General features: G+C 58.9%; 26 protein-coding genes, 1 tRNA gene and 2 pseudogenes. 7 read left to right on the top strand and 22 right to left on the bottom strand.

The window, feature by feature from the left end; genetic code table 11:
* The first annotated feature begins 355 nt into the window (after positions 1 to 355).
* From D6877_RS08015 to D6877_RS08000, 4 genes are all read left to right on the top strand, one after another.
* Complete coding sequence (locus tag D6877_RS08015; protein WP_125917396.1) at positions 356 to 646, top strand: type II toxin-antitoxin system RelB/DinJ family antitoxin; 291 nt, start codon at positions 356 to 358, stop codon at positions 644 to 646.
* Positions 606 to 926, top strand: a complete 321-nt coding sequence (locus tag D6877_RS08010) for a type II toxin-antitoxin system YafQ family toxin (RefSeq protein WP_347233404.1) — start codon at positions 606 to 608, stop codon at positions 924 to 926. Before D6877_RS08015 ends, D6877_RS08010 begins: the two co-directional genes overlap by 41 nt.
* 136 nt (positions 927 to 1,062) lie before the next feature.
* Positions 1,063 to 1,470: an MbcA/ParS/Xre antitoxin family protein gene (locus D6877_RS08005; protein ID WP_130910419.1), complete on the top strand. Its 408-nt coding sequence runs from the start codon at positions 1,063 to 1,065 to the stop codon at positions 1,468 to 1,470.
* Positions 1,467 to 2,147, top strand: coding sequence for an RES family NAD+ phosphorylase (locus tag D6877_RS08000; protein WP_241662873.1), 681 nt, complete (start codon positions 1,467 to 1,469; stop codon positions 2,145 to 2,147). Before D6877_RS08005 ends, D6877_RS08000 begins: the two co-directional genes overlap by 4 nt.
* Here the strand turns inward: D6877_RS08000 and D6877_RS07995 are convergent.
* Both D6877_RS07995 and D6877_RS07990 read right to left on the bottom strand, forming a co-directional pair.
* Positions 2,138 to 2,935: a lipopolysaccharide biosynthesis protein gene (locus D6877_RS07995; RefSeq protein WP_130910418.1), complete on the bottom strand. Its 798-nt coding sequence runs from the start codon at positions 2,933 to 2,935 to the stop codon at positions 2,138 to 2,140. The two genes, D6877_RS08000 and D6877_RS07995, sit on opposite strands and share 10 nt — an antisense overlap.
* A 265-nt stretch (positions 2,936 to 3,200) precedes the next feature.
* Entirely contained in the window at positions 3,201 to 3,356 is a 156-nt protein-coding gene (locus D6877_RS07990) for a DUF3077 domain-containing protein (RefSeq protein ID WP_241662872.1), read from the bottom strand.
* Positions 3,357 to 3,384: 28 nt separating this feature from the next.
* On the opposite strand from D6877_RS07990, the pseudogene D6877_RS30225 reads away from it, so the two are divergent.
* Both D6877_RS30225 and D6877_RS07980 read left to right on the top strand, forming a co-directional pair.
* Positions 3,385 to 3,599 (top strand): annotated as a pseudogene (locus tag D6877_RS30225) (transcriptional regulator); the annotation flags it as partial.
* Positions 3,589 to 3,873: pseudogene (locus D6877_RS07980) on the top strand (antitoxin Xre-like helix-turn-helix domain-containing protein). The pseudogenes D6877_RS30225 and D6877_RS07980, both read left to right, overlap by 11 nt.
* Positions 3,874 to 4,074: 201 nt before the next feature.
* On the opposite strand, the gene D6877_RS07975 reads toward D6877_RS07980, so the two are convergent.
* From D6877_RS07975 to D6877_RS07945, 7 genes are all read right to left on the bottom strand, one after another.
* Positions 4,075 to 5,064: an Abi family protein gene (locus tag D6877_RS07975; RefSeq protein WP_130910417.1), complete on the bottom strand. Its 990-nt coding sequence runs from the start codon at positions 5,062 to 5,064 to the stop codon at positions 4,075 to 4,077.
* Positions 5,065 to 5,346: 282 nt separating this feature from the next.
* Positions 5,347 to 5,422, bottom strand: a tRNA-Thr gene (locus D6877_RS07970).
* A gap of 407 nt (positions 5,423 to 5,829) precedes the next feature.
* On the bottom strand, positions 5,830 to 7,086 hold the full coding sequence (locus tag D6877_RS07965) for a methyltransferase (protein ID WP_130910416.1): 1,257 nt from the start codon (positions 7,084 to 7,086) through the stop codon (positions 5,830 to 5,832).
* Positions 7,067 to 7,756 (bottom strand): ABC transporter permease, encoded by a 690-nt coding sequence (locus D6877_RS07960; RefSeq protein ID WP_016772145.1) that lies wholly within the window; start codon positions 7,754 to 7,756, stop codon positions 7,067 to 7,069. Before D6877_RS07960 ends, D6877_RS07965 begins: the two co-directional genes overlap by 20 nt.
* The gene (locus D6877_RS07955; RefSeq protein WP_016772144.1) at positions 7,753 to 8,448 is read right to left on the bottom strand and encodes an ABC transporter permease; all 696 of its coding nucleotides are present in this window, start codon (positions 8,446 to 8,448) and stop codon (positions 7,753 to 7,755) included. Before D6877_RS07955 ends, D6877_RS07960 begins: the two co-directional genes overlap by 4 nt.
* A gap of 77 nt (positions 8,449 to 8,525) precedes the next feature.
* Complete coding sequence (locus tag D6877_RS07950; protein WP_042608621.1) at positions 8,526 to 9,278, bottom strand: ABC transporter substrate-binding protein; 753 nt, start codon at positions 9,276 to 9,278, stop codon at positions 8,526 to 8,528.
* 13 nt (positions 9,279 to 9,291) lie between these two features.
* Complete coding sequence (locus D6877_RS07945; protein WP_024011209.1) at positions 9,292 to 10,065, bottom strand: ABC transporter ATP-binding protein; 774 nt, start codon at positions 10,063 to 10,065, stop codon at positions 9,292 to 9,294.
* Between the two features lie 543 nt (positions 10,066 to 10,608).
* Between D6877_RS07945 and gabP the strand changes: the two genes are divergently transcribed.
* Entirely contained in the window at positions 10,609 to 12,000 is a 1,392-nt protein-coding gene (gene gabP / locus D6877_RS07940; protein WP_130910415.1) for a GABA permease, read from the top strand.
* 77 nt (positions 12,001 to 12,077) lie between these two features.
* Here the strand turns inward: gabP and vapC are convergent, their stop codons facing one another.
* The 13 genes from vapC to sbnA form a co-directional block, all read right to left on the bottom strand.
* On the bottom strand, positions 12,078 to 12,476 hold the full coding sequence (gene vapC, locus D6877_RS07935; RefSeq protein ID WP_130910414.1) for a tRNA(fMet)-specific endonuclease VapC: 399 nt from the start codon (positions 12,474 to 12,476) through the stop codon (positions 12,078 to 12,080).
* Positions 12,476 to 12,706, bottom strand: coding sequence for a type II toxin-antitoxin system VapB family antitoxin (gene vapB / locus D6877_RS07930; RefSeq protein ID WP_039756568.1), 231 nt, complete (start codon positions 12,704 to 12,706; stop codon positions 12,476 to 12,478). The genes vapC and vapB overlap by 1 nt, the downstream gene beginning before the upstream one ends.
* Positions 12,707 to 12,870: 164 nt before the next feature.
* A complete protein-coding gene (locus D6877_RS07925; RefSeq protein ID WP_130910413.1) occupies positions 12,871 to 13,323 on the bottom strand; it encodes a hypothetical protein in 453 nt (150 codons plus the stop codon).
* A gap of 6 nt (positions 13,324 to 13,329) precedes the next feature.
* A complete protein-coding gene (locus tag D6877_RS07920) occupies positions 13,330 to 13,743 on the bottom strand; it encodes a hypothetical protein (RefSeq protein ID WP_016772137.1) in 414 nt (137 codons plus the stop codon).
* A gap of 29 nt (positions 13,744 to 13,772) precedes the next feature.
* Positions 13,773 to 14,693: an alpha/beta fold hydrolase gene (locus D6877_RS07915; RefSeq protein WP_241662871.1), complete on the bottom strand. Its 921-nt coding sequence runs from the start codon at positions 14,691 to 14,693 to the stop codon at positions 13,773 to 13,775.
* Positions 14,694 to 14,814: 121 nt separating this feature from the next.
* Positions 14,815 to 15,873, bottom strand: coding sequence for a PDDEXK nuclease domain-containing protein (locus D6877_RS07910; RefSeq protein WP_130910422.1), 1,059 nt, complete (start codon positions 15,871 to 15,873; stop codon positions 14,815 to 14,817).
* A gap of 279 nt (positions 15,874 to 16,152) precedes the next feature.
* Positions 16,153 to 16,497: a hypothetical protein gene (locus D6877_RS07905; RefSeq protein WP_130910411.1), complete on the bottom strand. Its 345-nt coding sequence runs from the start codon at positions 16,495 to 16,497 to the stop codon at positions 16,153 to 16,155.
* A gap of 22 nt (positions 16,498 to 16,519) precedes the next feature.
* Positions 16,520 to 17,998, bottom strand: coding sequence for a PLP-dependent aminotransferase family protein (locus D6877_RS07900; protein WP_130910410.1), 1,479 nt, complete (start codon positions 17,996 to 17,998; stop codon positions 16,520 to 16,522).
* 27 nt (positions 17,999 to 18,025) lie between these two features.
* Complete coding sequence (locus D6877_RS07895; protein ID WP_130910409.1) at positions 18,026 to 19,450, bottom strand: L-lactate permease; 1,425 nt, start codon at positions 19,448 to 19,450, stop codon at positions 18,026 to 18,028.
* A 15-nt stretch (positions 19,451 to 19,465) separates the two neighbouring features.
* Positions 19,466 to 20,080, bottom strand: a complete 615-nt coding sequence (locus D6877_RS07890; protein WP_130910408.1) for a glutathione S-transferase — start codon at positions 20,078 to 20,080, stop codon at positions 19,466 to 19,468.
* Entirely contained in the window at positions 20,077 to 21,858 is a 1,782-nt protein-coding gene (locus D6877_RS07885) for an FAD/NAD(P)-binding domain-containing protein (RefSeq protein ID WP_130910407.1), read from the bottom strand. Before D6877_RS07885 ends, D6877_RS07890 begins: the two co-directional genes overlap by 4 nt.
* Positions 21,852 to 22,883: a 2,3-diaminopropionate biosynthesis protein SbnB gene (gene sbnB / locus D6877_RS07880; protein WP_130910406.1), complete on the bottom strand. Its 1,032-nt coding sequence runs from the start codon at positions 22,881 to 22,883 to the stop codon at positions 21,852 to 21,854. The genes D6877_RS07885 and sbnB overlap by 7 nt, the downstream gene beginning before the upstream one ends.
* Positions 22,884 to 22,888: 5 nt before the next feature.
* The coding region (sbnA, locus tag D6877_RS07875) for a 2,3-diaminopropionate biosynthesis protein SbnA (protein WP_130910421.1) at positions 22,889 to 23,718 on the bottom strand (830 nt) is incomplete at its 5' end.

Here is a 23,718-nt window from a genome sequence, read left to right as displayed (position 1 = left end):
GAATTGATTTCCCCGCCGATGGCTGGAGGCTGACAGAGGATCGGGGTTTTTGGTGAAGTGGGGGTGATGAAGGTCAAAAAATTGCGTGGTTTTGGTGCGCGGGGAGATTCTTTCGAAGAGAAACAGCTTACATCTCCCTAGCTTTTTGCCTGCGTCATACGCAGATAGGTCTCGGGTAAAGTAACGATTTAGCTGATAGCGCCCAACAGTCAAAGGAGTTGAAATGGATGTCTGGCATGCGAGCCATGGTGGTAGATCACCACCTATCAACTTCGCGTTGACCGACGAAGATCACTCCGAATACAATGCAGAGGTAGCGCTGATGTAGCTACAAAACCACGATGAGGTAATTGAAATGGCTGCACTCCTGAAAACTACCGATGTGCGCTGCCGCATTGATGAGGATTTGAAAGCGCGTGCCACTGAAGTCTTGAACGCTTGCGGGCTGAGCATTAGTGACGCCATGCGACTTTTTCTGCGACAGGTTGTTGCTACTCAGGGGCTTCCCTTCGAGGTGCGAGTTCCATCGGAGAAGACGGCCCGCGCAATGATGGAAGCACGAGAAATCCGTCAGCGTTTCGACTCGATAGACGACATGCTGAGGAATGCTGATGGCGAAACAGGAGAAAACACAAAAACGCGCTGATCGACCTAAACAGTGTGCACAGACTTCTGAATTCAAGAAGTCTTGGGATCGTTATAACCGTGCCGGGAGGCGAGATATGAACGACGTTCGGAAGGTGATGGCAATGTTGTTCCTGGGGCAGCAGTTACCCGCAGAATATCTGGATCATGCGCTGACTGGAGATTGGTCTGGATTCCGCGAGTGTCATATCGGTGGCGACTTTCTGATGGTTTACGAGAACACACGTCCAGACCTGATCACGTCCGTGGATTTAGGGAGTCATTCAGAACTGTTTCAATAGCGCAGAAATACATAAGCCGGCTTAACTCGGGCTTCTTTGCGTTTGATTGTTACGATTCGTTCGTTTGTGTATCAAAACACTAAAAAATTACAGTTATGTACTAGTCTTCATCTAAGACAAAAATCAGGAGGCGTCTATGCCTACCTCATCCCCAGCTCTCACCCCACGCGAACAACTCGACGCCCCCGAAGCCGGCCGGGTTGCGTTGAAGTTCTTCTTCAGCCTCATGGAGCATTGGGGCTGTAGCGCTGAGCAACAACGCACCCTGCTCGGTGGAGTCGGCAACACCACATTCTATAAATACAAACACCTGCCAAACATACGCCTGCCCCACGACACCCTTGAGCGCATCTCTTATCTGATGGGCATCCACAAGGCGTTGAGCATCATCTTCAGCAATAGCCGCGAGCGCGCCTACAAGTGGGTCAGCAGCCCGAACACCGCGGCACCGTTCAATGGCAAAACCGCGCTGGATTACATGCTGGCGGGCCGGGTGGTCGATATCGCGGATGTGCGCCGCTACCTCGACGGAGTCCGCGGTTGAAAACTCCGCAGCTGGTCGATGTGCCATGGCCACGCGCCTATCGCATCGTCAACAGCAGCTTCCCGCCGATCGCGCTGTTTGAAGACGTCCTCGACCCCGAGGACCTCGAAGTTGCCTACGCCATCGAAGCGCTGACCAATGATCGGCTGGTCGAACAGGCCGGCGTCCTTGCCCGCGTACGTCCCGAAGATCGCCTGTCCGGCCCCGGTTCCAGCCCGGTGATGGCTGCGTTCACTCACGTCGGCAAACGCAGCCGTTTCAGTGACGGCACCTTCGGCGTCTATTACGCCGCCAGCAGCCAGAGTGCGGCCATCGCTGAAACCTGTTTTCATCAGGAACGCTTTCTCGCGGCGACCCAGGAAGCCGATCTCGAATTGACCATGCGTACTTACATCAATCAGGTGATCAAGCCGCTGCACGACGTTCGCCATGGCTTTGATCATCTGCATCAGCCTGATCCTGAGGCCTATGGCCCATCACAGTTGTTCGCACGGCAACTGCGCGACGCCGAGTCGTGGGGCTTGCTCTATAGCAGCGTGCGGTTGCCTGGGCATGAATGCGTTGCGGCGTTTCGTCCGCCGGCGGTATCGATTCCGAAGCAGGGCAAGCATTTGCGCTATGTCTGGAGCGCAAGTGAGGGCAGGATTTCGTTTGTGTTCGAGATCACTCAGGTCTGAATTATCGCTTTGACTTTGTCGAGCGTTGTGACGGGAATGACGCTGGATGGAATTCGCGAAGAGGGCGACAAGTTGTAAACGGCAAATTCACTGTCGATGACTTTGTCGGACATGAGTTTCAGAGATGGAAGAATTCTGGAATGAAAATGCTGGTCCAGCCCGCAAGGGGAGATAGAGCTTCCATCAGTCTCGTAAAAGCGCCCCGCGGACTGGTTCATGTCCGCTCCCACCAAAATCACCTTTGAAAAGCCTGCGTGATAGGCAAGTTGGAGTGCGAGATACAAGACTGTGCGGGCATCAAAAAAACCATGGGCCAGGTTTTTGCTGAACCCGATACTGCGGTTTCGACTACCCCAAACAGCTCGATTACGTACCAGATCCTGGTTGTTGCGCAGTAGCCATTCAGTCAAGGTTGGTTTGGGCGCTTTCTTGAGCAAATAGAGATCACCTGTCGGCTCAACAATCAGTTCCTGAGCCTGGTTAGCCCACACAGCTACACGCTGACTGGTGCGCATCGCATAGGCAAACAGTTCAGGTTGTTGTAGCGAAAAACTGGTGTCGGTGCATGCGTAGAAAAACGGCTTTATGCCTGTTCCCATGAACATGGATATCGCACCGTTCACCGTAATCATCGGGATGTCGGCAAACTGTTCGATGGGAAAATCTTTCGCGGAGCTGCCCGAAACGATGATGAATGCAGCGCCGTGAGCGATATTTCGGCAGTCAGCAAAGTCCCTGACGTGGAGGGGACTTGGGGAGGCATTTGGCGTTCTTGATGTCGAGTTCATCGATGGTCTCTAGGTCCATGTCATGCATTCAGTCCGTTGTGCTGACGTGATGAAGCGAGATGACTCTTCCACAGCGCCGCGCTTTGTAAGTGAGTGTTGCGCTCGGCGTTAGTTCCAGTTGGCTGCTGGGCAGCCGATGCGTTGGCCAAGAACGCTCCAGTGGCTGGCGGGTTATCTGGATAGATGCAGGAGGGAAGACGGGCATGTTTTCGGCAGGCCTGAAACGCAAAAAGCCCTCGCATCAACGAGGGCTTCATATGAAGGTTTACATCAATGGTTTGTCTGGCGGCGCATCCATTACTTTCACCACATCATCGATCAGTGCCTTGCTTGGCTCGTGCAGATACTGCGAGGCATAAGCATGAAGATGAGGATCGCGCGCGACTGAAACAACAAATTTCCCAAGGCATGCTCCATGCATTTCGTCTGTCCCTACTAACGTTTATGGTGTGGCTGGTGATGTCGTGCCTGGTAGTGGAGGTATGCGCAAGGTGCGCTGCACTTGCAGCGGCATGGTAAGCGAGGCGGTATACGCATCATTTATTACAACACGCTTGCTGAAGGCCCGATTTGGTTGCTCATTGCCTACACCAAGGCAAAGCTCGACAACTTGCCCGTAGCCTTCCTCAAGCAACTGAAGGAGGAAATCAGCGATGGTCGATGAACTGGAGCAATTCCAGCAGGACTTGCTGGAATCTGTACGTCAGATGAAAGCCGGAAAGGCCTCGCGCGTAAAACAGGTGCCGCTCTCTGCGGCAGCAGAAGCACGCGCCAAGGTGGGGGTTTCACAAACTGCGTTCGCCAAACTGATCGGTGTCAGTCTGCGGACCTTGCAGGATTAGAAGCAGGGGCGCAGGCAGCCGACGGGTGCAGCGCAGACTCTCTTGCGGGTGGCAAGTCAGCATCCTGAGGCGTTGCGGGATTTGCATATTGCTTGATACCACTAAGGCCTTTGGCCTGACCTCTGCAATACGAAACGAAGCCCCTGCATTTTTGCAGGGCTTCGTTTTGTATGGCGTCAGCACTAAAATCGTAAAAAATGAATTCAGGTTGCGACTCTGTCATTTTTTGAAAAACGTGGTCTGTCCTCAATTCTGTTTCTCCGCGCAATGGCAAAAGAACAAGACCTCTGGCTTCCTCTACCCCAAACACCATTGCGACTGCCGTTTCCAGTTATCTGGAAATCCCATAAGTTTCAAATCACCCGGTTCCCTCTGGTCCATTATTTCGGCCAAGTGAAATTTCCACTGGCTGTCTGGACTGATCAAATCGGTTAAATACGCCAGCATCGTTAGCACTATAAATAGCCGCTGCTTGGGTTGAGGCCGATCGCCAGGCGCATTTTGGATGACCCATTCTTTTGGTAAGGATGGTCGAATCGAGAGCTCTCTGTTCCATAGCCGTGAGTGGTGGGCGCAGCAGTTTCGAATGAAGGTCAGAGTGTGGAGCCAGGAGGCCAGTACTTCGAAGGGGAGATTGAATCTGCTCGCGATCGCTTTCTTGTCGACGCTTTTGCCTATGGCATTGAACATCGTGGATACCGTCCCAAGGCTAAGCTCTTCCAGAACAGCCCAGGCGGGCGGCAACTCGGGATGGGAATAGGTTGATCCGTAGAATCGAAAATAGTTATCGCGCATGCGATTTTCAATTCGCTGCTGCTGGACCTGATCAGCTCGGCTGCTCTTTTTTATACTATCAATCTCACGTTCCAGTTTGTTGCGCTCCTTGCCCAGTTGATCGCGCAGGGGCCGCAATAAATCGCCGTGTGAATATGAAGAAGAGAAGATTGACGCGTCAGCTATCCAGTCAGGCCCGTACTTAGGGCACATGTGATTGCTGATAGCCGCTCGTATGGCGACTTCGACACGTTCGATAGCATCCATGGTTATGCGTCGCAACGAGCCATCGAAGCGGTAGATGTCGACGACTGCTTTCAGAGTGCTACTAGGTTTGAAGGTGTGTTCAGGGTTTGTTTCCTGAAAAGGGCGAATGTAGGGGCTCAAGCGAAACAGCGTGACCACTTCCAGGAAACGCATGGCGCGCTCGTCATTTGCGACTTGCAGGCCTCGTTGCTTTAGCAGTTCCAATTGCTGTTCTACGCTGAGGGCCGGCTTGTCGAAGGGCCTCATGTAGTTTTCTCCAGGCCAAAAAAAACCCGCACGATTTGAGCTTGCTGACTGGGTCAACCTAGGCTTGGCGGGTGTGTTGGGGTGCATTATAGGTAGGTGCAAGAGCCCTTCAATGTTGGGCTGATGTGAAATTGTAACGGGTCCAGGCGCGCGGGCAGAGTAGGGGGCTGCTGGTTGAGATAAGGCGTCGTTGGTTTTGTCGCAGCGATGCGGACCTCCTAGTGGGCTCCAAACGCCAGAAACAACAAAGCCCCTGCATTTCTGCAGGGGCTTTATTTTGTATGGTGCCGGCACCAGGAGTCGAACCCGGGACCTACTGATTACAAGTCAGTTGCTCTACCAACTGAGCTATACCGGCGTGTGGGCGACGATTATAGCGATTGGGTTGATCCTGTAAACCCCTGAATTCAGACTATTTTTGCATTCCCGGAAAATGAGGCCCTGCGTAAATTTATACGCAGCTTTTTGTACCTCACCTGCAGTGAGGCATTTATGCAGGGCGGACAGTTGAGTCTGGGCTTTCGGGACCCTGCAGTTATTCACTCGGCCAGCCCAATATTCGTCGGTTATGTCGTTTTGGTTGGCAGCTTATGCACAACTGAGGGGCGCTAGGACTGCTTGGGCGAGGTTTTGTGAAGCCATTCTCATCTTGTTCGCAAATCCCTGTTTTACCGGTTTTTATTTATGTGAACAAAAAATGACCAGTGTTGTTAAGGCGACGAAACAGGCGCAGATATTGGATCCACGGAAAATCCATCAACAGAGTTATCCACAGGCTGTGATGTTTTCAGCGCGTTCGGCGAGCAGCAGTAAGTTACGCGGTGTAAGTGAGGTATCGCAGAAGGTCCCGAGGCGTACGAAGTATCCCTGTTCTGCGAGGAAAAGCGCTCGATCCAGATTCAGCCAGAGCTCAAGCGGTCGTCGGAACAATCCGCGAAGCAATTCCAGGTTGCGCACTTCGGCCAACCGCTGCCAACCGGCGGCTTCGAGTGTCGACCAGTCTGGCGAGCCGACTGTGGATAACTCCTTCAGCGCTGCTAGATCGAGACAATAGTCCGCAAACGGTTTATCCAGCCAGGCGCTGGGCAGGGAGGGCGTTGGAAGGTAGTCATCGACGCCGCGCACTTGCCGTTGCAGCAGGTCGAAAGCCAGGCGACGAGCCATCGAGGTGTCGCGCTGACGTCGGACGCGAGCACCGGCGGTGACGGTTTCGCTCATCGGCAACGCCAGATCTTCCAGCGACAGCTTTAGGAGCGATGCCGATCCTGCGCAGGACAAGGCCTGATATTCGTTGCGACTGATGCGGTTGTAGCAGCAGGGCGCAATCGCCATTTGCTGGCAACCTGCGGCACTGGCCAGTTGCATCAAGCGCACATGCAGATCACCGCACGCGTGGAGGGCGATGGGTGTGTGCGCGGCGTTCAATACGGCTGGGGCATCCGCCGCGAGTACATCCTGTTCGACATGCAGGGCGTTCAAGTGATGACGCTGACTCAAGGCCTGACCGCTGGCGACCAATAAAGGATCGTATTCAACGCAAGTCAATTGTTGCCCGGCACCCAACAGGCGGCGTCCCAGATGCCCTTTGCCGGAGCACCAGTCCAGCCAATGCGTCGGCTGCGAGGCGAAAGACAAGCGACTGGCAAACGCTTCAATCTGCTGCCACTTACGACCCGGCACATCGACATTCAAGCGATGCCCGGCAGCCTCAAGCGCATGCCCCGACAACTCACCGACCGCACTCAGCTCAGCCGACAACTTCGCCAATGAAGCGAACGGCTCCGGCGCTTCAACAAGATCAGCAGGATGGTTGTGCGTGCGTTCTGCATCTTCCAGCGACCGCCCGCGTAGCCACGCAGACACCTCGGGATAAGACGCTTCCCAGGCAAGCGAAAGGTGGGTGAACGGCCGAGGTTTCCACAGCGCCTGATGCTTAATCAAAAAAGCATCCAGCGCGGTGAAGCGGGCGAGTAGGGCCTCGCCCGTCAGCACGTGGGACGTTTCAGCGGCCTTGGCAGGCATCGACGCGCAGCCAGCGTTCCAGCAGCTTGAAGCCGCGAACCAGCACGTAAGCCATGACCAGATAGAACACGCCGGCGGCAAAGAAAATTTCCACCGGCAGATAGGTGCGCGCAATGATCGTGCGCGCCATGCCGGTCAGTTCCAGCAGGGTCACGGTGCTGGCCAGGGCGCTGGCTTTGAGCATCAGGATCACTTCGTTGCTGTAGGCCGGCAGGCCGATGCGCGCGGCGCGGGGCAGGATGATGTAGAACATCGCTTTCGGCCTGGACATGCCCAAGGCCCGCGCGGCTTCGATTTCTCCCGGCGGAATTGCCTGAATGGCTCCACGCAGGATTTCGGCAATGTACGCCGCCGTGTGCAGGGTCATGGTCACGGTCGCACACCAGAACGGATCGCGCAGGTATGGCCACAACGCGCTTTCACGTACTGCGTCGAACTGCGCCAGGCCGTAATAGACCAGGAACAGCTGCACCAGCAACGGCGTGCCGCGGAAAAAGAAGATGTAGGCGTAAGGCAGCGAGCGCACGTACCAGCGCTTCGAAGAGCGCGCGATGCCCAGCGGAATGGCGAGCAGCAGGCCGGCAATGACCGCGATGGCGACCAGTTCCAGCGTCAGGGTCGCGCCCTGTGCCAGTTTCGGCAGCCACTTGATGATGACTTCCCAGTTCATTGCGCGCTCCTCGCAAAGCCGCGAGCGGCGCGTTTTTCCAGCAAGTGCATGCCGGTCATCGCCAGCACGGTCAGGCCCAGGTACATGATCGCGGCGACCATATAGAAGGTGAACGGTTGTTTCGACACGGTTACGCCAATCTGCGCGTGACGCATGATTTCTTCCAGGCCAATCACCGAGACCAGCGCGGTGTCCTTCATCAGGATCATGAACAGGTTGCCCAGGCCCGGCAGGGCGATGCGCCACATCTGCGGCATGATCAGCCGGGTAAAAATCCGCCATTTCGACAGGCCCAAGGCCTGGCCGGCCTCACGGTGACCCTTGGGAATGGCCAGCAGGGCGCCGCGAAACACTTCCGTGGCGTACGCGCCGAAGCACAGGCCCAGTGCGATCACTCCGGCGGCAAACGCGTTGAGTTGCAGGTCGGGATTGCCGAAGTACTCACCGAGGGCGCGCATCAGGTTGACCGTACCGAAGTAGATCAACAGCACCCAGAGCAATTCGGGGACGCCGCGTACCAGCGTCGAATAAGTGCCGCCAAGCCATTGCAGCGGCTTGTACGGGGAAGTCTTGGCCAAGGCGCCGAGCAGGCCGAGCACCAGGCCCAGGCACAGGGCGGTGAGGGCCAGTTGGACGGTCATCAGCGCGCCAGCGGCGAGCGCCGGGCCGAATCCGTAGAGGTCGATAATCATGGGTTTCTGTTCAAATTGCGGCAGGCAAAGTCGGGAGCCGGTGCCGCTTGATCACGGCGCCGGTCCCACCGGTCAGATCAATAGATACTGAACGGGAAGTACTTGTCGTTGATTTTCTTGTAGGTACCGTCAGCGACGATTTCCTTCAGGGCTGCGTTCAGCTTGTTGCGCAGCTCGTTGTCACCCTTGCGCACGGCGATGCCGATCTTGTCGCTTTCCACCACCGGGTCGCCCTTGAACTCGTAGTTCTTGCCGGCGTCGGTTTTCAGCCAGTCATAGTTGGCGTACTTGTCGGCGAGGATCGCGTCGACACGACCGGAGGTCAGGTCGAGGTAGGCGTTTTCCTGGGTGTCGTAGAGGCTGACCTTGATGTCGTCACCGTAGGTGTCTTCCAGCCAGGTGCCGGCCAGCGTTGCGCGCTGGGTGCCGATGGTCTTGCCCTTGAGCGAGTCCTTGTCGGTTTTGAAATCGACATTTTTCGGCGCGATGAACTGCAATTTGTTCGAGTAGTACGGGTCGGTAAAGTCCACCGCGGCTTTGCGCTCTTCGGTGATCGACAGCGAGGAAATCAGGAAGTCGAACTTCTTCGCGTTCAGCGCCGGAATGATGCCGTCCCAGTCAGAGGTGACGACGGAGCATTCGGCTTTCATCTTCGCGCACAGGGCGTCGCCGATTTCCTTGTCGAAGCCGACCACTTGGCCGCTCGCGTCTTTATTGTTGAACGGCGGGTAGGCCGCTTCGATGCCCATCTTCAGGGTTTCAGCCATGGCACCGGCGCTGAACGCGAGAGTGACGGCGGCGGCCAGGAAGACCTTTTTGAAATTCTGCATGCATGTTGCTCCGTTAGCGGTTGCTGGACATGAATTGTTTGCAGCGCGCCGAAAGCGGGTTGTCGAACACCTGCTGTGGCGATCCTTGCTCTTCTATAAGGCCCTGATGAAGGAACACCACTTCGCTGGAGACCTGGCGGGCGAAGCCCATTTCGTGGGTCACGAGCAGCATGGTGCGGCCTTCTTCGGCCAATGCGCGGATGACACTAAGTACTTCCTGAACCATTTCCGGGTCAAGCGCGGAGGTGGGTTCGTCGAACAGGATCACCTTCGGCTGCATTGCCAGCGTGCGGGCGATGGCGGCGCGTTGTTGCTGGCCGCCGGACAATTGCGCCGGATAGGCGTGGCGCTTGTCAGCGATGCCGACCTTGGCCAGCAACGCTTCGGCGACTTCGATGGCCTCGGCCTTGCTCTGGCCGAGCACGCGGCGCGGGGCCTCGATGACGTTGTCGAGCACGCTCATGTGCGGCCACAGATTAAAGTTTTGAAATACAAAACCAATCTCCGAGCGCAGGCGGTTGATCTGCTTGCCGTCGGCGGCGACCAGTTCGCCGTTCTTCGCGGCCTTGAGCTTGAGTTCTTCACCGGCCACCAGGATCTGGCCCTGGTGCGGGTTTTCCAGCAGGTTGATGCAGCGCAGGAACGTGGACTTGCCGGAACCGGAAGAGCCGAGGATCGAGATCACGTCGCCGTCGCGGGCGGTCAGCGAGATGCCTTTGAGCACCTCAAGCTGTCCGTAGCGTTTGTGCAAGTTGCGGATTTCAAGCGCGGGCGTGGCCTCAGCCATGTGCGTTCCTCATATATGTTGCGCTCCTGCTGTTGGCGGGCCTTCCTGGCGAGGCGGCCAAGCTAGCATAGCGTTTCAATGGCAGCCAACAGCGCTACGAGCGGTAAACGGGTGGCATGTGGCGGGTTGTCGCATCGGCGCAGCAGACTGTCGCCCCTTCAACAACCTAACGGGCGTTTGATCATGCAAACCCGTGGGTGCCGCGTAAAAAAAGGCGCGATGTTGCCAGCTTTGGCGGGGTGTTGGAAGCGCTATCCGGCCGAACGTTCCTTATTCGCCCTTTTTCTGTGCGCCGCACACTTTTTCTGTGTGTTTCTGGTGCGCGGATTCGTCATCAAAGTGAGTCGCCGGGTAACGTTCTGGCGAATAGCCATTAAACTCAAGGACTTGCATCGGATGCCGGAGCCCCCGGCCCTCAAGGACTTGAAACATTTTGGCGCAAATATTGCGTGCAGAATAAGGAACAGGCCGTTGGATTCTTTTTACGAGAAAGAATTTTCAGACGCGCCGGACGCACTCGCTTTCCTTGCAAAGGTAGTCTCTATGAGCAGTACCCCAAGCTCCACTGGCCTCGAACAGGGGCTCAAACCGCGTCATGTGACCATGTTGTCGATCGCCGGGGTGATCGGCGCCGGTCTGTTCGTCGGCTCCGGCCACGCCATTGCTGCCGCCGGCCCGGCCGTGCTGCTGGCCTACGCCGCTGCCGGCACTCTGGTGGTGCTGGTGATGCGCATGCTCGGCGAAATGGCCGTAGCCTCGCCGGACACCGGTTCGTTCTCGACATATGCCGACCGCGCGATCGGTCACTGGGCCGGTTTCACCATCGGCTGGTTGTACTGGTGGTTCTGGGTGCTGGTGATTCCGCTGGAAGCCAACGCCGCCGCGACCATCCTGCACGCGTGGTTCCCGGGCGTGGACATCTGGGCTTTCGCTTTGGTCATCACCATGCTGCTGACCGTGACCAACCTGTTCAGCGTGAAGAACTACGGCGAGTTCGAGTTCTGGTTCGCCCTGATCAAGGTGCTGGCGATCATCGGCTTCATCGGCCTCGGCCTTGCGGCGATTTTTGGCTTCCTGCCGACCAGCCAGGTCAGCGGTGTGTCGCATCTGTTCGACAGCGGTGGCTTCCTGCCCAACGGCATGGGCGCTGTGCTGGGCGCGATCCTGACCACCATGTTCTCGTTCATGGGCACCGAGATCGTCACCATCGCGGCGGCGGAGTCGAAGGACCCAGGCAAGCAGATCTCCAAGGCGACCAACTCGGTGATCTGGCGGATCGGCTTGTTCTATCTCGTTTCGATTTTCATCGTGGTGGCGCTGGTGCCGTGGAACGATCCTACCCTGGCCAACCTCGGTTCCTACCAGACCGTGCTTGAGCGCATGGGCATTCCCAATGCGAAGATGATCGTCGACATCGTTGTGCTGGTGGCGGTGACCAGTTGCCTGAACTCGGCGCTGTACACCTCGTCGCGCATGCTGTTCTCCCTCGGCAAGCGCGGCGATGCCCCGGCCATGTCGACCCGCACCAACAAAAGCGGCACGCCTTACTGGGCAGTGATGTTGTCGACCGGCGCAGCGTTCCTCTGCACCTTCGCCAACTATGTGGCTCCGGCCGCGGTGTTTGAATTCCTCCTGGCCAGCTCCGGCGCCATCGCCCTGCTGGTGTACCTGGTGATCGCCTTCTCGCAACTGCGTATGCGTAAACAAGGCATGGCGCGCGGCGAGAAGATTGTCTTCAGCATGTGGCTGTTCCCGGGTCTGACCTGGGCGGTGATCATCTTCATCGTCGCCGCGCTGACCATCATGCTGTTCCAGGAAGCCCACCGCGTGGAAATCCTCGCCACCGGCCTGCTGAGCCTGATGGTGGTGGCTGCCGGTCTGCTGGTGTCGCGCCGGCGCAAGCTGGAAAAGCGCGGTGCGGTGGTGTTGAACTGATTTTTAACGCGTAATGCAAAACGGCCGCTGTCAGGGATGACTAGCGGCCGTTTTTGTTTCTGAGCTTTTCAATCAGGTTAAACCCAGTCCTCGATTCGCAAACCGGAAACGCGTTCAAACTCCCGTACGTTGTTCGTCACTACAATGAGTCCAAGTGAGCGCGCGTGGCCAGCGATCATTTGGTCGTATGGCCCGATCGGCGTTCCAGCCTTCGCGAGTTCAGATCGAATCATCCCGGCCTGTGCGGCTGCGTCGTTATCGAAAGGCAAGACATCCAGTCGCGCGACAAATCCTTCGACAATTGCCAGATTCTTCTCCGGGGCCGCCGACTTTTCAGCTCCGTAAATAAGCTCCATGAGTGTGACAGCGCTTATGCACAGTTGCCCGGAATGTCGATTGAAGGTTTCCCGGACAATTTGTGGTTTGTTCTTGATGGTGACGATGCAGATGTTGGTATCCAGCATGTATTTGATCATCAGAACGACTCGCGCTCCTGATCAGTGGGTTGCTCACGGTCAGCCATGAAATCAGGGCTGACGCTGTCGCCATCAAACCAGCTATCCCAGCTTTCTCCAGCAGGCGTAATGACGCGTGTTCTGCCAATCGCGATAACTTCCACGCGTTTAACGTCGCCGGGCATCGCAACTGCCTTTGGCAGGCGGACTGCCTGACTTCTATTGCTCATGAAAATTGTGGTCTGCTCCATATCCGACCTCCGGGCCTGATCCTGTGATTGGTTCAGGATAGGTTGTGCTGGGGATATGTCAACGGGATATACATTGTCATTGGGCAAAGAGTGCTAGGCCATCCAAACAAAAAAACGGCCGCTGTCAGGGATGACTAGCGGCCGTTTTGGTTTCTGAGCAGGGCTTATTCGCTCTTGTCTTCCTGGGTGTCTACCGACTTCCCATAAGCATCCAGCGCCAGCCCGAAATCCGTAATGAATTGCGGCTCGCTCAGCCAGGCCTGGGCTTGTTCGATGGTGATGCCGTCGGCCCACATGCGGTAGTCGATGAGCATGTCGGCGGCGAGGTGGGTGGCGGCCATGCCTTCGTTGTCGGCGTTTTCCATGTCGAGCAGTTCAGGATGGTCGACGATGATGAAGGCCAGTTCGCGCAGCAGGGTCAGCAGCATTTCGTCGCGACTGACCGCTTCGGCTTCACGCATTTTGCTGAACATCGCCAGGGTGTATTCCGGGATCGGCTCGGCGAGGTGGCCGAGGTCTTCGTCCTGATCCAGCGGTTTGCGCCCGACCATGCGGATCTGCTTGGCCTTGGCCTTGGCGCGTTTGGCGCGTTTCTGTTGCTTGTTCAGGGATGCCATGGGAGCTCAGTTCTTCTGTTGGGTTTGTGCAGCGATCGCGTCGGATGCCGCCACATAGTCAGCCTGGAAGGCCGGGGATTCGATCCACGCCAGCGCGCCAGCCTCGTCGGTTTCCTGTGACCACTGGCGATACTCGATCAGCGCGGCGAGGATGAAATCCATCGCGCCTTCTTCGCCCTCCTGCTCATAGACCAGTTCCAGCAGCGGGTCTTCGAGGAACGCGGTGCACATGGCTTGCTGGCTGATCTTCTCGGCGTCGATCATTTTCTTGAACAGTTCGGTCAGGTCCACCGATTCGAAATCGATGCGGTCGTCGTTCGGGTCCAGCTCGACCGGCGCTTCGGCACGCTTGGTGCGGTTCTGCTTGGCCTTGGCTTTGGCCCGGGTGGCGCGTTTTTGCTGCTTGTTGGCGGAGGCCATGATGTGTTCCGTCGTGCGTGGAGAAGGGCTCAGCTGCGCGGGACTTGCCGCCCGGGTGTGTCGGGGGCCAGTGCGCCGGTCTGCAGCCAGGTCAGAGCGATGGGCCATAGTGTGGCTTGGTATGCGCTGCGAAAAAAGCCGAAATGTCCGACTTGTCGTTCGCCGATGTCCTGCGGCTCGATGCGCAGGTGAGTTTTTGCCGCGTTGCTGAAATAGCCGAGCAGGCGTTCGATCGCCGGGATCGTACCGTATGGGTCGTCGCTGAGGCTGATGGCGAGGGTCTGCGCGCGGACGTTGGCGAAAGGCAGGGCGCCCGCCTTTTTCATCAGAGCACGACCGCTTGGACGATCCTCGTAACGCGCGGTGGGTGTGCTCCAGTCGCGGACTACACCGGTGGGCGTGTCCTCCAGCCAGCCGAGCCGCTTGCCTGGAAAATAACCGCAGAGCAGCGCCATCAAAGGCATGACCACATGCCACTTGCCGAACATCCGCCAGCGGTGTTCGGGGGCGTAATCGCGCCAGTAGGCGAACTGCGCACCGACGGTTACCAGCCGTCGGATTACCTTGCCGGATGCGGCGAGACCGGCCGCGCAACCACCGAAGCTGTGGCCAACCACATCGATTGGCTGACCGGGAAACTCCTGCTGCGCGCGTTTGAGCATCGCTTGGAAATCCAGCGCGCCCCAGTCAGTCCACGAAGCGCGCAGCCCTTTGATCGACTCGCTGCTTGATTCGCCAATGCCCCGGTAATCGTAGGTCATCACATCGCAGCCATGGCTGAACAGGTAGGCCGCGAACCGTGAATAGTGCCGACAGCGCACCGAGGTGGCGGCGTTGATGATGACCACCGGGCGCTGAGGATTGGGCGAACTGTGGCGCCAGGTGAAGCCGCCGAGTGCGTAGCCGTCGGCTGCGGTTTCCTTGAAGGGCGTGGCTTTAGTTACAGTCAAAGCTGCTTGGCTCAACTCTAGGGCGCCCACATCGGATGTCTGCTGACAGCTCATGGCGCTTGACCTCGGCGGTTAGGTGCCAACCATAGTCGCCGCGCTGATCAAGAACAATCCGGCCGGTTCATTCACTGGATTGAATGAGCATGCGTTCTTCGATCAACGCCTGTTCGCGGTTGAGTTCAGCACGTAACTCTTCTTCGCTCGGCAGTATCGTCTTGTAGCTGCTGGCGAACAGTTGCTCATTGCCTTTGAGCATGGAATAGCGCGCCACCGAGTCATTGCTTTCCGCGCTCAGAATGATACCGACGGTTGGCTTGTCACCGTCGCTGCGCTTGAGCTCGTCGTACATGCGCACATACATGTCCATCTGCCCGACATCGCGGGCGCTGAGCTTGCCGCGTTTGAGGTCGATGATCACGAAGCACTTGAGCAGGTAGTTGTAGAACACCAGATCGATATAGAGGTCGACGCCGTCAGTGCTGATGCGTTGTTGGCGGGCGACAAAGGAAAAGCCTTTGCCAAGTTCAAGCAGAAAGCTTTGCAAGTGGTCGATGAGTGCTTGTTCGAGTCCGCTTTCCCTGACGTTGCCTGCCGAGGGCAGGCCGAGGAATTCGAGCATGACCGGATCGCGAATGAATTCCCGCGGATTGCATTTCATCGCGTCGATGTTGGTCGTGGCTTCCTCGACCACCTCGGCTTTGTCCGGACTCATCAGCAGGCGCTCGTAGTAGAGCGTCAGGATCTGACGATCAAGGGCGCGGCTTGACCAGTTGAGGTCGGCGCATTCGTTCATGTACCACAGGCGCGCTTTCTCGCTTTCGACCCGCAGTAGCCGGCGGTAGTGGGTCCAGCTCAATTCGGGACGCAGTGCGTCTCGAATTGGAAATTTTTGATAAAACAGGCGCATCTTCCACAAATTGGTTTCATCAAACCCTTTCCCGAATTGCCCGGTCAGATCCTTAGCCAGTAGGCCAATCAATTTTTTCCCATATCCCGCACGTTGGGCTCCCTGTTGTTCAAACTCGACGATATGCCGGCCGATTTGCCAACAGGTCTGCACCTGAATCGTATCGACCGCGCGTAGCACTTTTTGCCGCGCCTGGCGAATCAGCTCGCCCAGTTCGCCCAGCAGTGAATCGATTTTATGGTCTTGCGTATCAGCAGGTTTGAGCTGGCTCATCGGGTCTTCCGCATTCTGGAAACAGAGACGCAAGCATGCCGGGGAAGGCGGCGCAGGTATGTCGGGCGGACCTGCGAGTTCGGAAGGAAGGGTGGGACAGGCGTTGCAGGACATTGCCACTGGAAGGCGCGTAACAGGGTAAATGTCCGTAGTCCATTTCGTACTCTTGCTCACTCAGTCGCCGCGAAGTTGGCAGCGCTACGGCCCGCAATCTGGTGTTTCACCTGAAGGGCAAAGCCTAGGTTCAATAGGCCGCTTCGAAGAAGCACCCCAACTTCATCATCGCGAGCGCTTGCGCTTCGGCCTCTGCTCACGCACCCGCCCTTTGCGATAAATCCACAGCCCGAACACACCGATGGCCAACATGAACGCGGTCCAGAAGCTCTGCCAAAGGAACTCGAACCAGTATCGCCGAGGTTGCAGTGCCAAGGTGTAGGTGCTGCGCGGCCCGCGATTGTTGGTGGTGATGGAGCCGCTGATCCAGCTTTCGACAAGCATGGAGATCGAAAGGCATACGGCTAAGGCAATCAGCACTCCAGCGAGCACCGTCAGCCAGAATGTCCAGCGGCTCGGGCGATACGGCGGGGGATGCGGCAAGCGAATACGGGTTCTTTTCTGATTCATAAGCGAGGCTCGCGTGAGCCGGTCAGGAAACTGCCGGCTCTTGCAGTTGTTCAGTCGGCATCTGCCGCAGGCTCGTCGGGCGTGCGGCAAGGTGGGCGCATTCAGCGATCACCTTGAGAATGCCGATCACCGCCGGCGTCAGCGCAGTGCCGAGGCAGATGCGCACGCCTGTGGAAGCCTGGCCGTCGGCGAAAAAGATGCCGCTGCCAGCCACGTGGCAACCACGCTCCGTGGCCAATTGCTGCAGCGTCGGCATGTCGGTGTGTGCCGGCATTTCGATCCAGTGGATGAAGCCGCCGCGCGGTGGGACGTAGAGAGTGCCGGTCGGGAAATCCGTGCGCACCAGCGCTTCGACAAAACTCGCCAGCGAAGAGAGTTGCGACCTCAATCTGGCGCAGTGCTCGTCCATGTAGCCACGGCCGATGAATTCATTGAGAACATTTTGCGCCAGGCTGGAAACGGCCAGGTTGCGCGAAAACATCTGCGCGAGGATGGCATTGCGGTATTTGCCGGCCAGACACCAGCCGACGCGATAACCCGGCGCGATGGTTTTCGAAAAGGACGAGCAGTAGATCGTCTGGCCGCTGCTGTCGTAGCTCTTGAGGGCGCGCGGCCGATCAGCTTCGGGCACCAGGTCGAAGAAGATGTCGTCTTCGATGATCGGCACATCCGCTTCGCGGGCGATCCGTGAAAGTCGCGCGCGCGCTTCGTCGGGCATGATGAAGCCACGCGGATTCTGCAGCGTCGGGTTGAGAAAAATCACCGCGACCTTTTTTTGCTTCAGCGCTTCCTCCAGATGATCGACATCCAGGCCCGTGCGGCCGTGGGTGCGGATCGGCAAGGCGCGCATGCCCAGGCGTTCGATGGTCTGCAGAATGCCGTAATAAGTCGGGGTTTCGATGGCGACTGTAGCGCCTTTCGACGCGACGGCTTCGAGGGCCAGTTCCAGAGCGATGGTGTCGCCCGAGGTCACTAGAATATCGTCCGGCCCGCAGACCACGCCGCGTGTCAGCATCAGCCCGGCGATGCGCCGTCGCAGCGCCGGCAGGCCGGGTGGCGCGACCAGACCGCTCAGCGCGTTGTCAGTCTTGGCGGCCAGCACCGAGAGGCATTTGTTGAGCAGCACGTTGGGCGTGAGATCGCTGTGCAGCACCGCCGAATTCAGTGATGCGGTGGTGCGCGACGCCGCTTCGGAGAGCATCGCGACTACCGCATGATTGACGTTGACGGTGACACTGGAAAAGTCGAAGGCGCCGGACGGTTTTGCCCGCCCTGACGCCGAGACGAAGTAGCCGACGCGGGGCACGGTCGAGACGTAGGCATCAGCCTCGAGATCGGCCAGCGCCCGCTGCACCGTGGTGATGCTGGTCTCGAACATCCGCGCCAGAACGCGGATTGACGGCAGTTTCGCTTCGGCCGCCAGGTCACCGCTGTCGATCTGGCGAATAATCCAGTCCTTGACTATCCGCCAGCGCTTGTCCGGCAAATCAAACCTGTCCATAAGTTCTCTGTGATGATTCGAAACAATTCACAGAAAGTAGAGCAAAACGATCCCCGTTGCAGCAACTATGACGATGTTCAGCGCCACCAGACCGAAGGCGAAGCGGATCAGGCTGTTTTCTTCCTGGCGGTTGGCACCGGCAAGTCCGGTGATCAATGACAGGATCGACAGCGAGCCAAGTGCGCCATGGCCGGCGGCGCTGTTGACCATTGCCGCCAGCCACGCCCCGTGTTCGCTGCTCAGCGCGGCAATGGACGGCATCACCAGCGTGTTGCCGCCGACGTTGGAGCCGGTGACATAACCGGCAATCCCCGCCAGCAGGGCGATCGTCGGCGCCAGCGAAATACCCGACATGGATTGCAACGCGCTTTGCGCCTCGACGAGGAATCCGGCGTTGACCATCACCTGGGAGAGCAGCAGGAACAGGAAGATTGTCGTGACCGGAAACTTCGCCCGGTTGAACAGCGCTTGCCACGGGAAGCCGCCGCCCGCGGTTTGCCTGAACGCCATCAGCACGGTCACGATCAGCAGCGCCAGCCCTGGAGACGCCAGCGGCTTCCATGAAACGTGTTCGCCCCTGACGACCCACAGGCCATCCCAGCCCGACAGCACGAACAGTCCGCGCGACGCCACAATCACTCCCAGCAAGGCCAGATAAGGCCATGCCGCGCTCGGCCAGCGCACCAGTTTTTTCCGTTGCGCCCAGGAGATGCCCAGGCCAACGCAAGCCACGGCCAGCCCGGCCAGCACACCGGAGACTTCCGGGCCGAGCCACAGGTTGACGCCAAACAGCACGGCAACGAACAGGGCCGTCACGACAAGCAGCCCCAGCCACGCTGTGATCCTGCGGATGCCGGCCTGCCACAAGGCCAGCGACGCCAGGCAGAGGAACACCGGCGCGCTGATCAGCGCCGAATGGCTACCGAGGGTTTGCGCCGGCAAATGCGCCAGCAAGGCACCGATCACCGTTGCCAGACCCAGCGTGCCCCACGGCATGATCACCATGCCGGCGAGAGCGATTTTCATCCCCGACTGGCGAGTGAAAAGCCCCATCAGCAGCGGCACCGTGGCGATCAGCGAAACGCCGAAGCCGGTCATCGCTTCCAGCAGCGGTGCCAGGCCCAGCACGATGAAAATCACCTGCGCGGGGGGCGTCCAGCCGAGTTCCTTGACCCACGCGCCGATGGCCTGTGGTGCGCCGCCGCGCTCGACCAGAATGACGAAGGCCAGCCCCGGGACGATGACGCACGCGGTGCTGAGAAACAGGATCGTGGTGTCCTGAAATATCGCCGAGGAGATCGCCGCCGACACCGGCCCGGCGGCGCCCAGTGCCCACAGCACCAGCACCAGCACCACACCGGCCAGCGCCGCTTGTACCGGCGGACGGCGGAGGATCAGGATCAGCGCGATCACCAGCGCGATCGGTGACATTTGCAGCAATAGAGAGCTCATAGCGATTTCCTTGGCCTAGTCGTGCGTCTGTCCGCTGTACTCGGTCGCCCGCATGGACGCGCGCTGGCAGAACGTCTGATACCACTCGCTCAGGCGTGCCTGCGCCGAGAAGTCCGAAAGTTGACGAAAAGCGATCCAGTCAAGGGCAGTCGCCAGGGCGATGTGGCCCACGGTGATCGGGCCATTGAGGTCGACGTGCTCTTCGATGAAGCGATACGCCTCCTTGAGTTTGTAGGCCTGGCCGTCCGCGTACGCCGGATAGCGCAAAGCCTCGGGGCGCCGCTCGACTTCCCAGCGCAGCTTGATACCGACGTCGCACATACCCTGCGCCAACGCTTGCAGGCGCAGCGCCTGGTAGCGCTCGGGGCCGCTGGCCGGGATGAATTTGCGGCCACCGCTCAGGTCGTCGAGGTATTCGCAAATGACGATTGAATCAAACAGTGCGGTGTCGTCCGGCAGCATCAGCACCGGCACTTTGCCCAGCGGATTGGCCTGGTAGATGGTCGCGTTTGGCGAAGTCGGACTGGTTTCGTGATGAATCACCTCCAGGCTCGACGCGATGCCGAGTTCGTGAGCTAGCACCAACACCTTGCGGGCGTACGGCGAATGCGTCTGATAGTAGAGTTTCATGCGCGAGTTCCTGTCTCAAGGATGGCGGTGGCGACTCGATGGGCGTCCATGAACAGCCGCGAAGGTGCGCCCGCCGAGGTGACGTAGTGGTTGTAATAACAGGAGCCTTCGGCGAGCGGCCCCAGCACCCAGATGTCACGCACCGCTTCGCCGCCGTTCGATTTGGGGTGGCAGGCCGCGTCGACATCGATGCCGTCGATGCCCGGCACATCGGTGCGCGGACGCACAAGGCCCAGGCGCGCGAGGTCGCGCACCGGCGCGCAGTCGCTGTGGGCGACGCCGCTGCTCTGGACGTAACCGGCGATTCGCTTGAAGTGCTCGATCGCGGGGCGTGAGCCAGGCTTGAGAAAGGTCAGCAAACCGGCATCACACAGCGCGAGCAGATCGGCGTGGCGCTCCTTCTGCGGGCCGGCGACCAGACGATTGATCGCCTTGTGCCAGCGGCCATAGAACTGCCGATGCGAATCTTCGGTGAGCCCGTCGAAATCGACCGCCTCACGCAGCCGGTCCCGCAAGTCGCGCCAGACTTCGATGGCGGCTTTGATCGGCGACGCGCCGCGTCCCAGACGTGCTTCATGCAAGTCGGCTTCGAGGGTGTCGTAAATCCATGCGTGATAGTTGTAAGGCGTGACGCTGTCGGGCAGTGCGTGGCAGATCAGCTCCAGCGGATTGATTGCCCCGGCAATCGCTTCGAACTCGCGCAGCAGAGCTTCGCAGGCGACAACACCTGCTGGGCCGGCAACGCTGACGGTTCTGAGCTGCTTAAGCAGCTGTTGTGGCGCTGAGGGTTTATGCAGAACGGCGACCGCAGCGGCACGCATCTCCAGCAGCATCAGCGGCAGAATGTCCCGTTCGAAATCCAGTCGGCGGTTGTGCGCGTTGACCCGCAACGACTCGATGCGCTCGCTGGTCAGCAACACGGCGTTATGGCGGGGGCAGCCGATCAAACCGTTGGGACGCGTGCGAAACGGCAGCCCGTCCCGCGACTGAATGAAGATCACCGGCTCCTGACCCGACGGCTGGTAAGTGTGACTGCCATCGGCCATGGGTTTGTAGACCCCGCCTCTGCCAGCCGTCAGCGCCGCCAGGGTGTCCATGGCGCCCAGGCCCAACCCTTCGATCAACACCGTTTCGCCGGGCTCGACGGTGGTGAGGCTGCCCGGCAACGGGTAAACGTTGTCGACCCGGTTCTGCCCCGCCAGGCGCAGGCGTCCGGTGTGGCCAACGGTCAGCACCAGACGATCCACCGTCACCGCAGCGCCGTCGGCGGTTTGCAGAAGGTATTGCTGATTCTCGTTGCGCTCGACCGCCGTGACCTGATGCCGATGCAGATTGACCGTGACCCAGGCGGGTGCGGTCGCTAGGATCCGCGTGAAGGCGTCGGCCAGATAAGCGCCGAGCAGGTGCCGAGGCAGAAAATCCTCCGGCTCGACGTCGCGACCGTCGGCGGCGAGCAGGCCACTGTCGGGGTCAACCTTGACGCGCCGGTCTCGGCACCACGCGAGAAAGTCCGGCCCTGGCCGTTCCCGGGCGTCGGTCAGATCACCGAACGCTGCTGCGTCGGGAAATACCCCGAGCTGACCGGCGACGGTGTTGAGCAACAGGTAGTCCGGTTGATCGGGCCAGTGCGCGCCGCTGCCGAGCACGTTGGGCTCGAAGATGTCGATGACCACCGGTTGTTGCGGGCGTTCCTCGGCGCGGCTCAACAGGCGCTCGAATACCGACAATCCGCGCGAACCGCAGCCGATCAGGCCGATGTGCACAGGCGCCTTCACCATCTGCGCTCCTCGCCAAAAAAGGACGGGATGGCAATTGCCGTACCGGCCGCCACCGCAATGTCGTGGATCATCCGGCCAATCGCGAGATCGAGAATGCCCATGCCGAATGGCGAATAGATCAGCGGTTTGTCCTGGGCGACATGCAGGTCACCGCGAATCAGCTGCGCCACTGTGCCGGTGACAAAGTCGCGATGGCCGTATTGCTGCTCGGCCAGATGCGGTGAGGTATTGGCCTTCAGGCAATGGGTGATGTCGTCGAAATAGTTGTAACTTTCCTCGATGATTTCGGCGCCGATATCCCGCAGCGAAATGTTCAGAACAATCTGCCCCGGGCGGAACGTGCCCTGGCCTTTTACGTACGGCTCGCCCGCGCTGGTGGCGAACACCACGATGTCGGCAGTCAGTGCGTCTTCGAGCGACAGCAGACGCACATCCGGCAGGCCCAGTTGTTCGCCAAATTCCGCGAGGGCTTGGGCCGACTCGGCGTTGAGATCATGAATGCCCACGCTATCGAAGGACCAGTCGTCGGCGACGAAAGTCTCGAGGATATTCCTAGAAATTACCCCGCCACCAATGATCGCAAGCTTCGGCGCGTGGCGGTTCTGACCATTCAGCCACCAGGCACCCAAAACTGCCGAGGCTGCCGTGCGCACGGCACTGATCAGCGCACCTTCGAGCAGCGCGTAGGGGTAACCGGTCTCGGGATCGTTGAGAATCAGCACCGCAGATGCGCGCGGAATGCCCGACTTGATGTTGTCGGGGTAACTGGCAATCCACTTGATCCCGGAGACGGATTGATCGCCCTCGCTGTCGACGATGGCCGCCGGCAGCGCAATGATCCGGTTCGCCGGTTGCGCAGGGAAACGTAGAAAATAACTGTCGGGGTTAACGGTTTCGCCACGCTCGTGGGTCAGGTAGGTCTGCGCCACCATGTCGATGGTTGCATGCCGCAGCCCATTGAGGATGTCTTTGACGACAGCGCCGGGGATGACGTGGAACGGCTGGATCAGATTCTGTGTGGTCATGAGGATTACGCCGAGAGTGCCAGAGCGATTTCAGGGAAAAGGGGCTGCAGTGCGGTTGCGCCGATCCGCTGGGTGACCCAGTCGTCGGAATAGATGGTTTCGAGGTAGCGCTCACCCATGTCGGGGGAGATCGCCACCACGACATCGTCGGGTCGGATATGCGGCGCCCACTGGCGGATGCCGGCGAGCACAGTGCCGGTGGAGCCGCCGAAGAGCAGGCCGTAGCGTTGCGCCAGCCAACGGCAGACCTTGATCGTCTGTTCCTCGGGAATCGACAGGAAGTCGTGAATGCCCGACGACTCGAATATCTCCGGCAGACGGCTGGTGCCGAGCCCCGGAATATGGCGCGTGCCGCCCGGCAGTCCGAACGTCACCGAGCCGACGGTATCGACGGCAATGACTTTGGTGTGCGGATGATGTTCGGCAAAGTAGTTCTTGCAGCCCATCAGCGTGCCGGTGGTGCCAGCGCCGACGAACAGATAATCGACCTGGGGAAACTTGCGCGCGATGGACGTTGCAGTCGCTTGATAGTGAGCGAGGGGGTTGGTCGGGTTCTTGTACTGGTTGAGCCAGATGTAGTCGGCGTTATCAGCGACCAGTTGCTCGATCAGACGAATCCGCGAATTCAGATAACCGCCGTTCTCGTCGCGTTGATCGACCATGAGCATTTGCGCGCCCAGGGCGTGAATCAGCTTGCGGTTCGGCGCGGAAATATTCGGGTCGATCACGCAAACGAACTGGTAACCCTTGGCAGCGCAGACCATGGCCAGCGCAACGCCGAGATTGCCCGATGAGGATTCGATGAGGCGGGTCTTGTGGTTGATCAGTCCGCGGA

The organism is Pseudomonas sp. Sample_9, from assembly GCF_004307535.1.
GTDB classification, from domain to species: domain Bacteria; phylum Pseudomonadota; class Gammaproteobacteria; order Pseudomonadales; family Pseudomonadaceae; genus Aquipseudomonas; species Aquipseudomonas mercuritolerans.
This window is presented reverse-complemented; position numbering and strand designations above follow the sequence as displayed.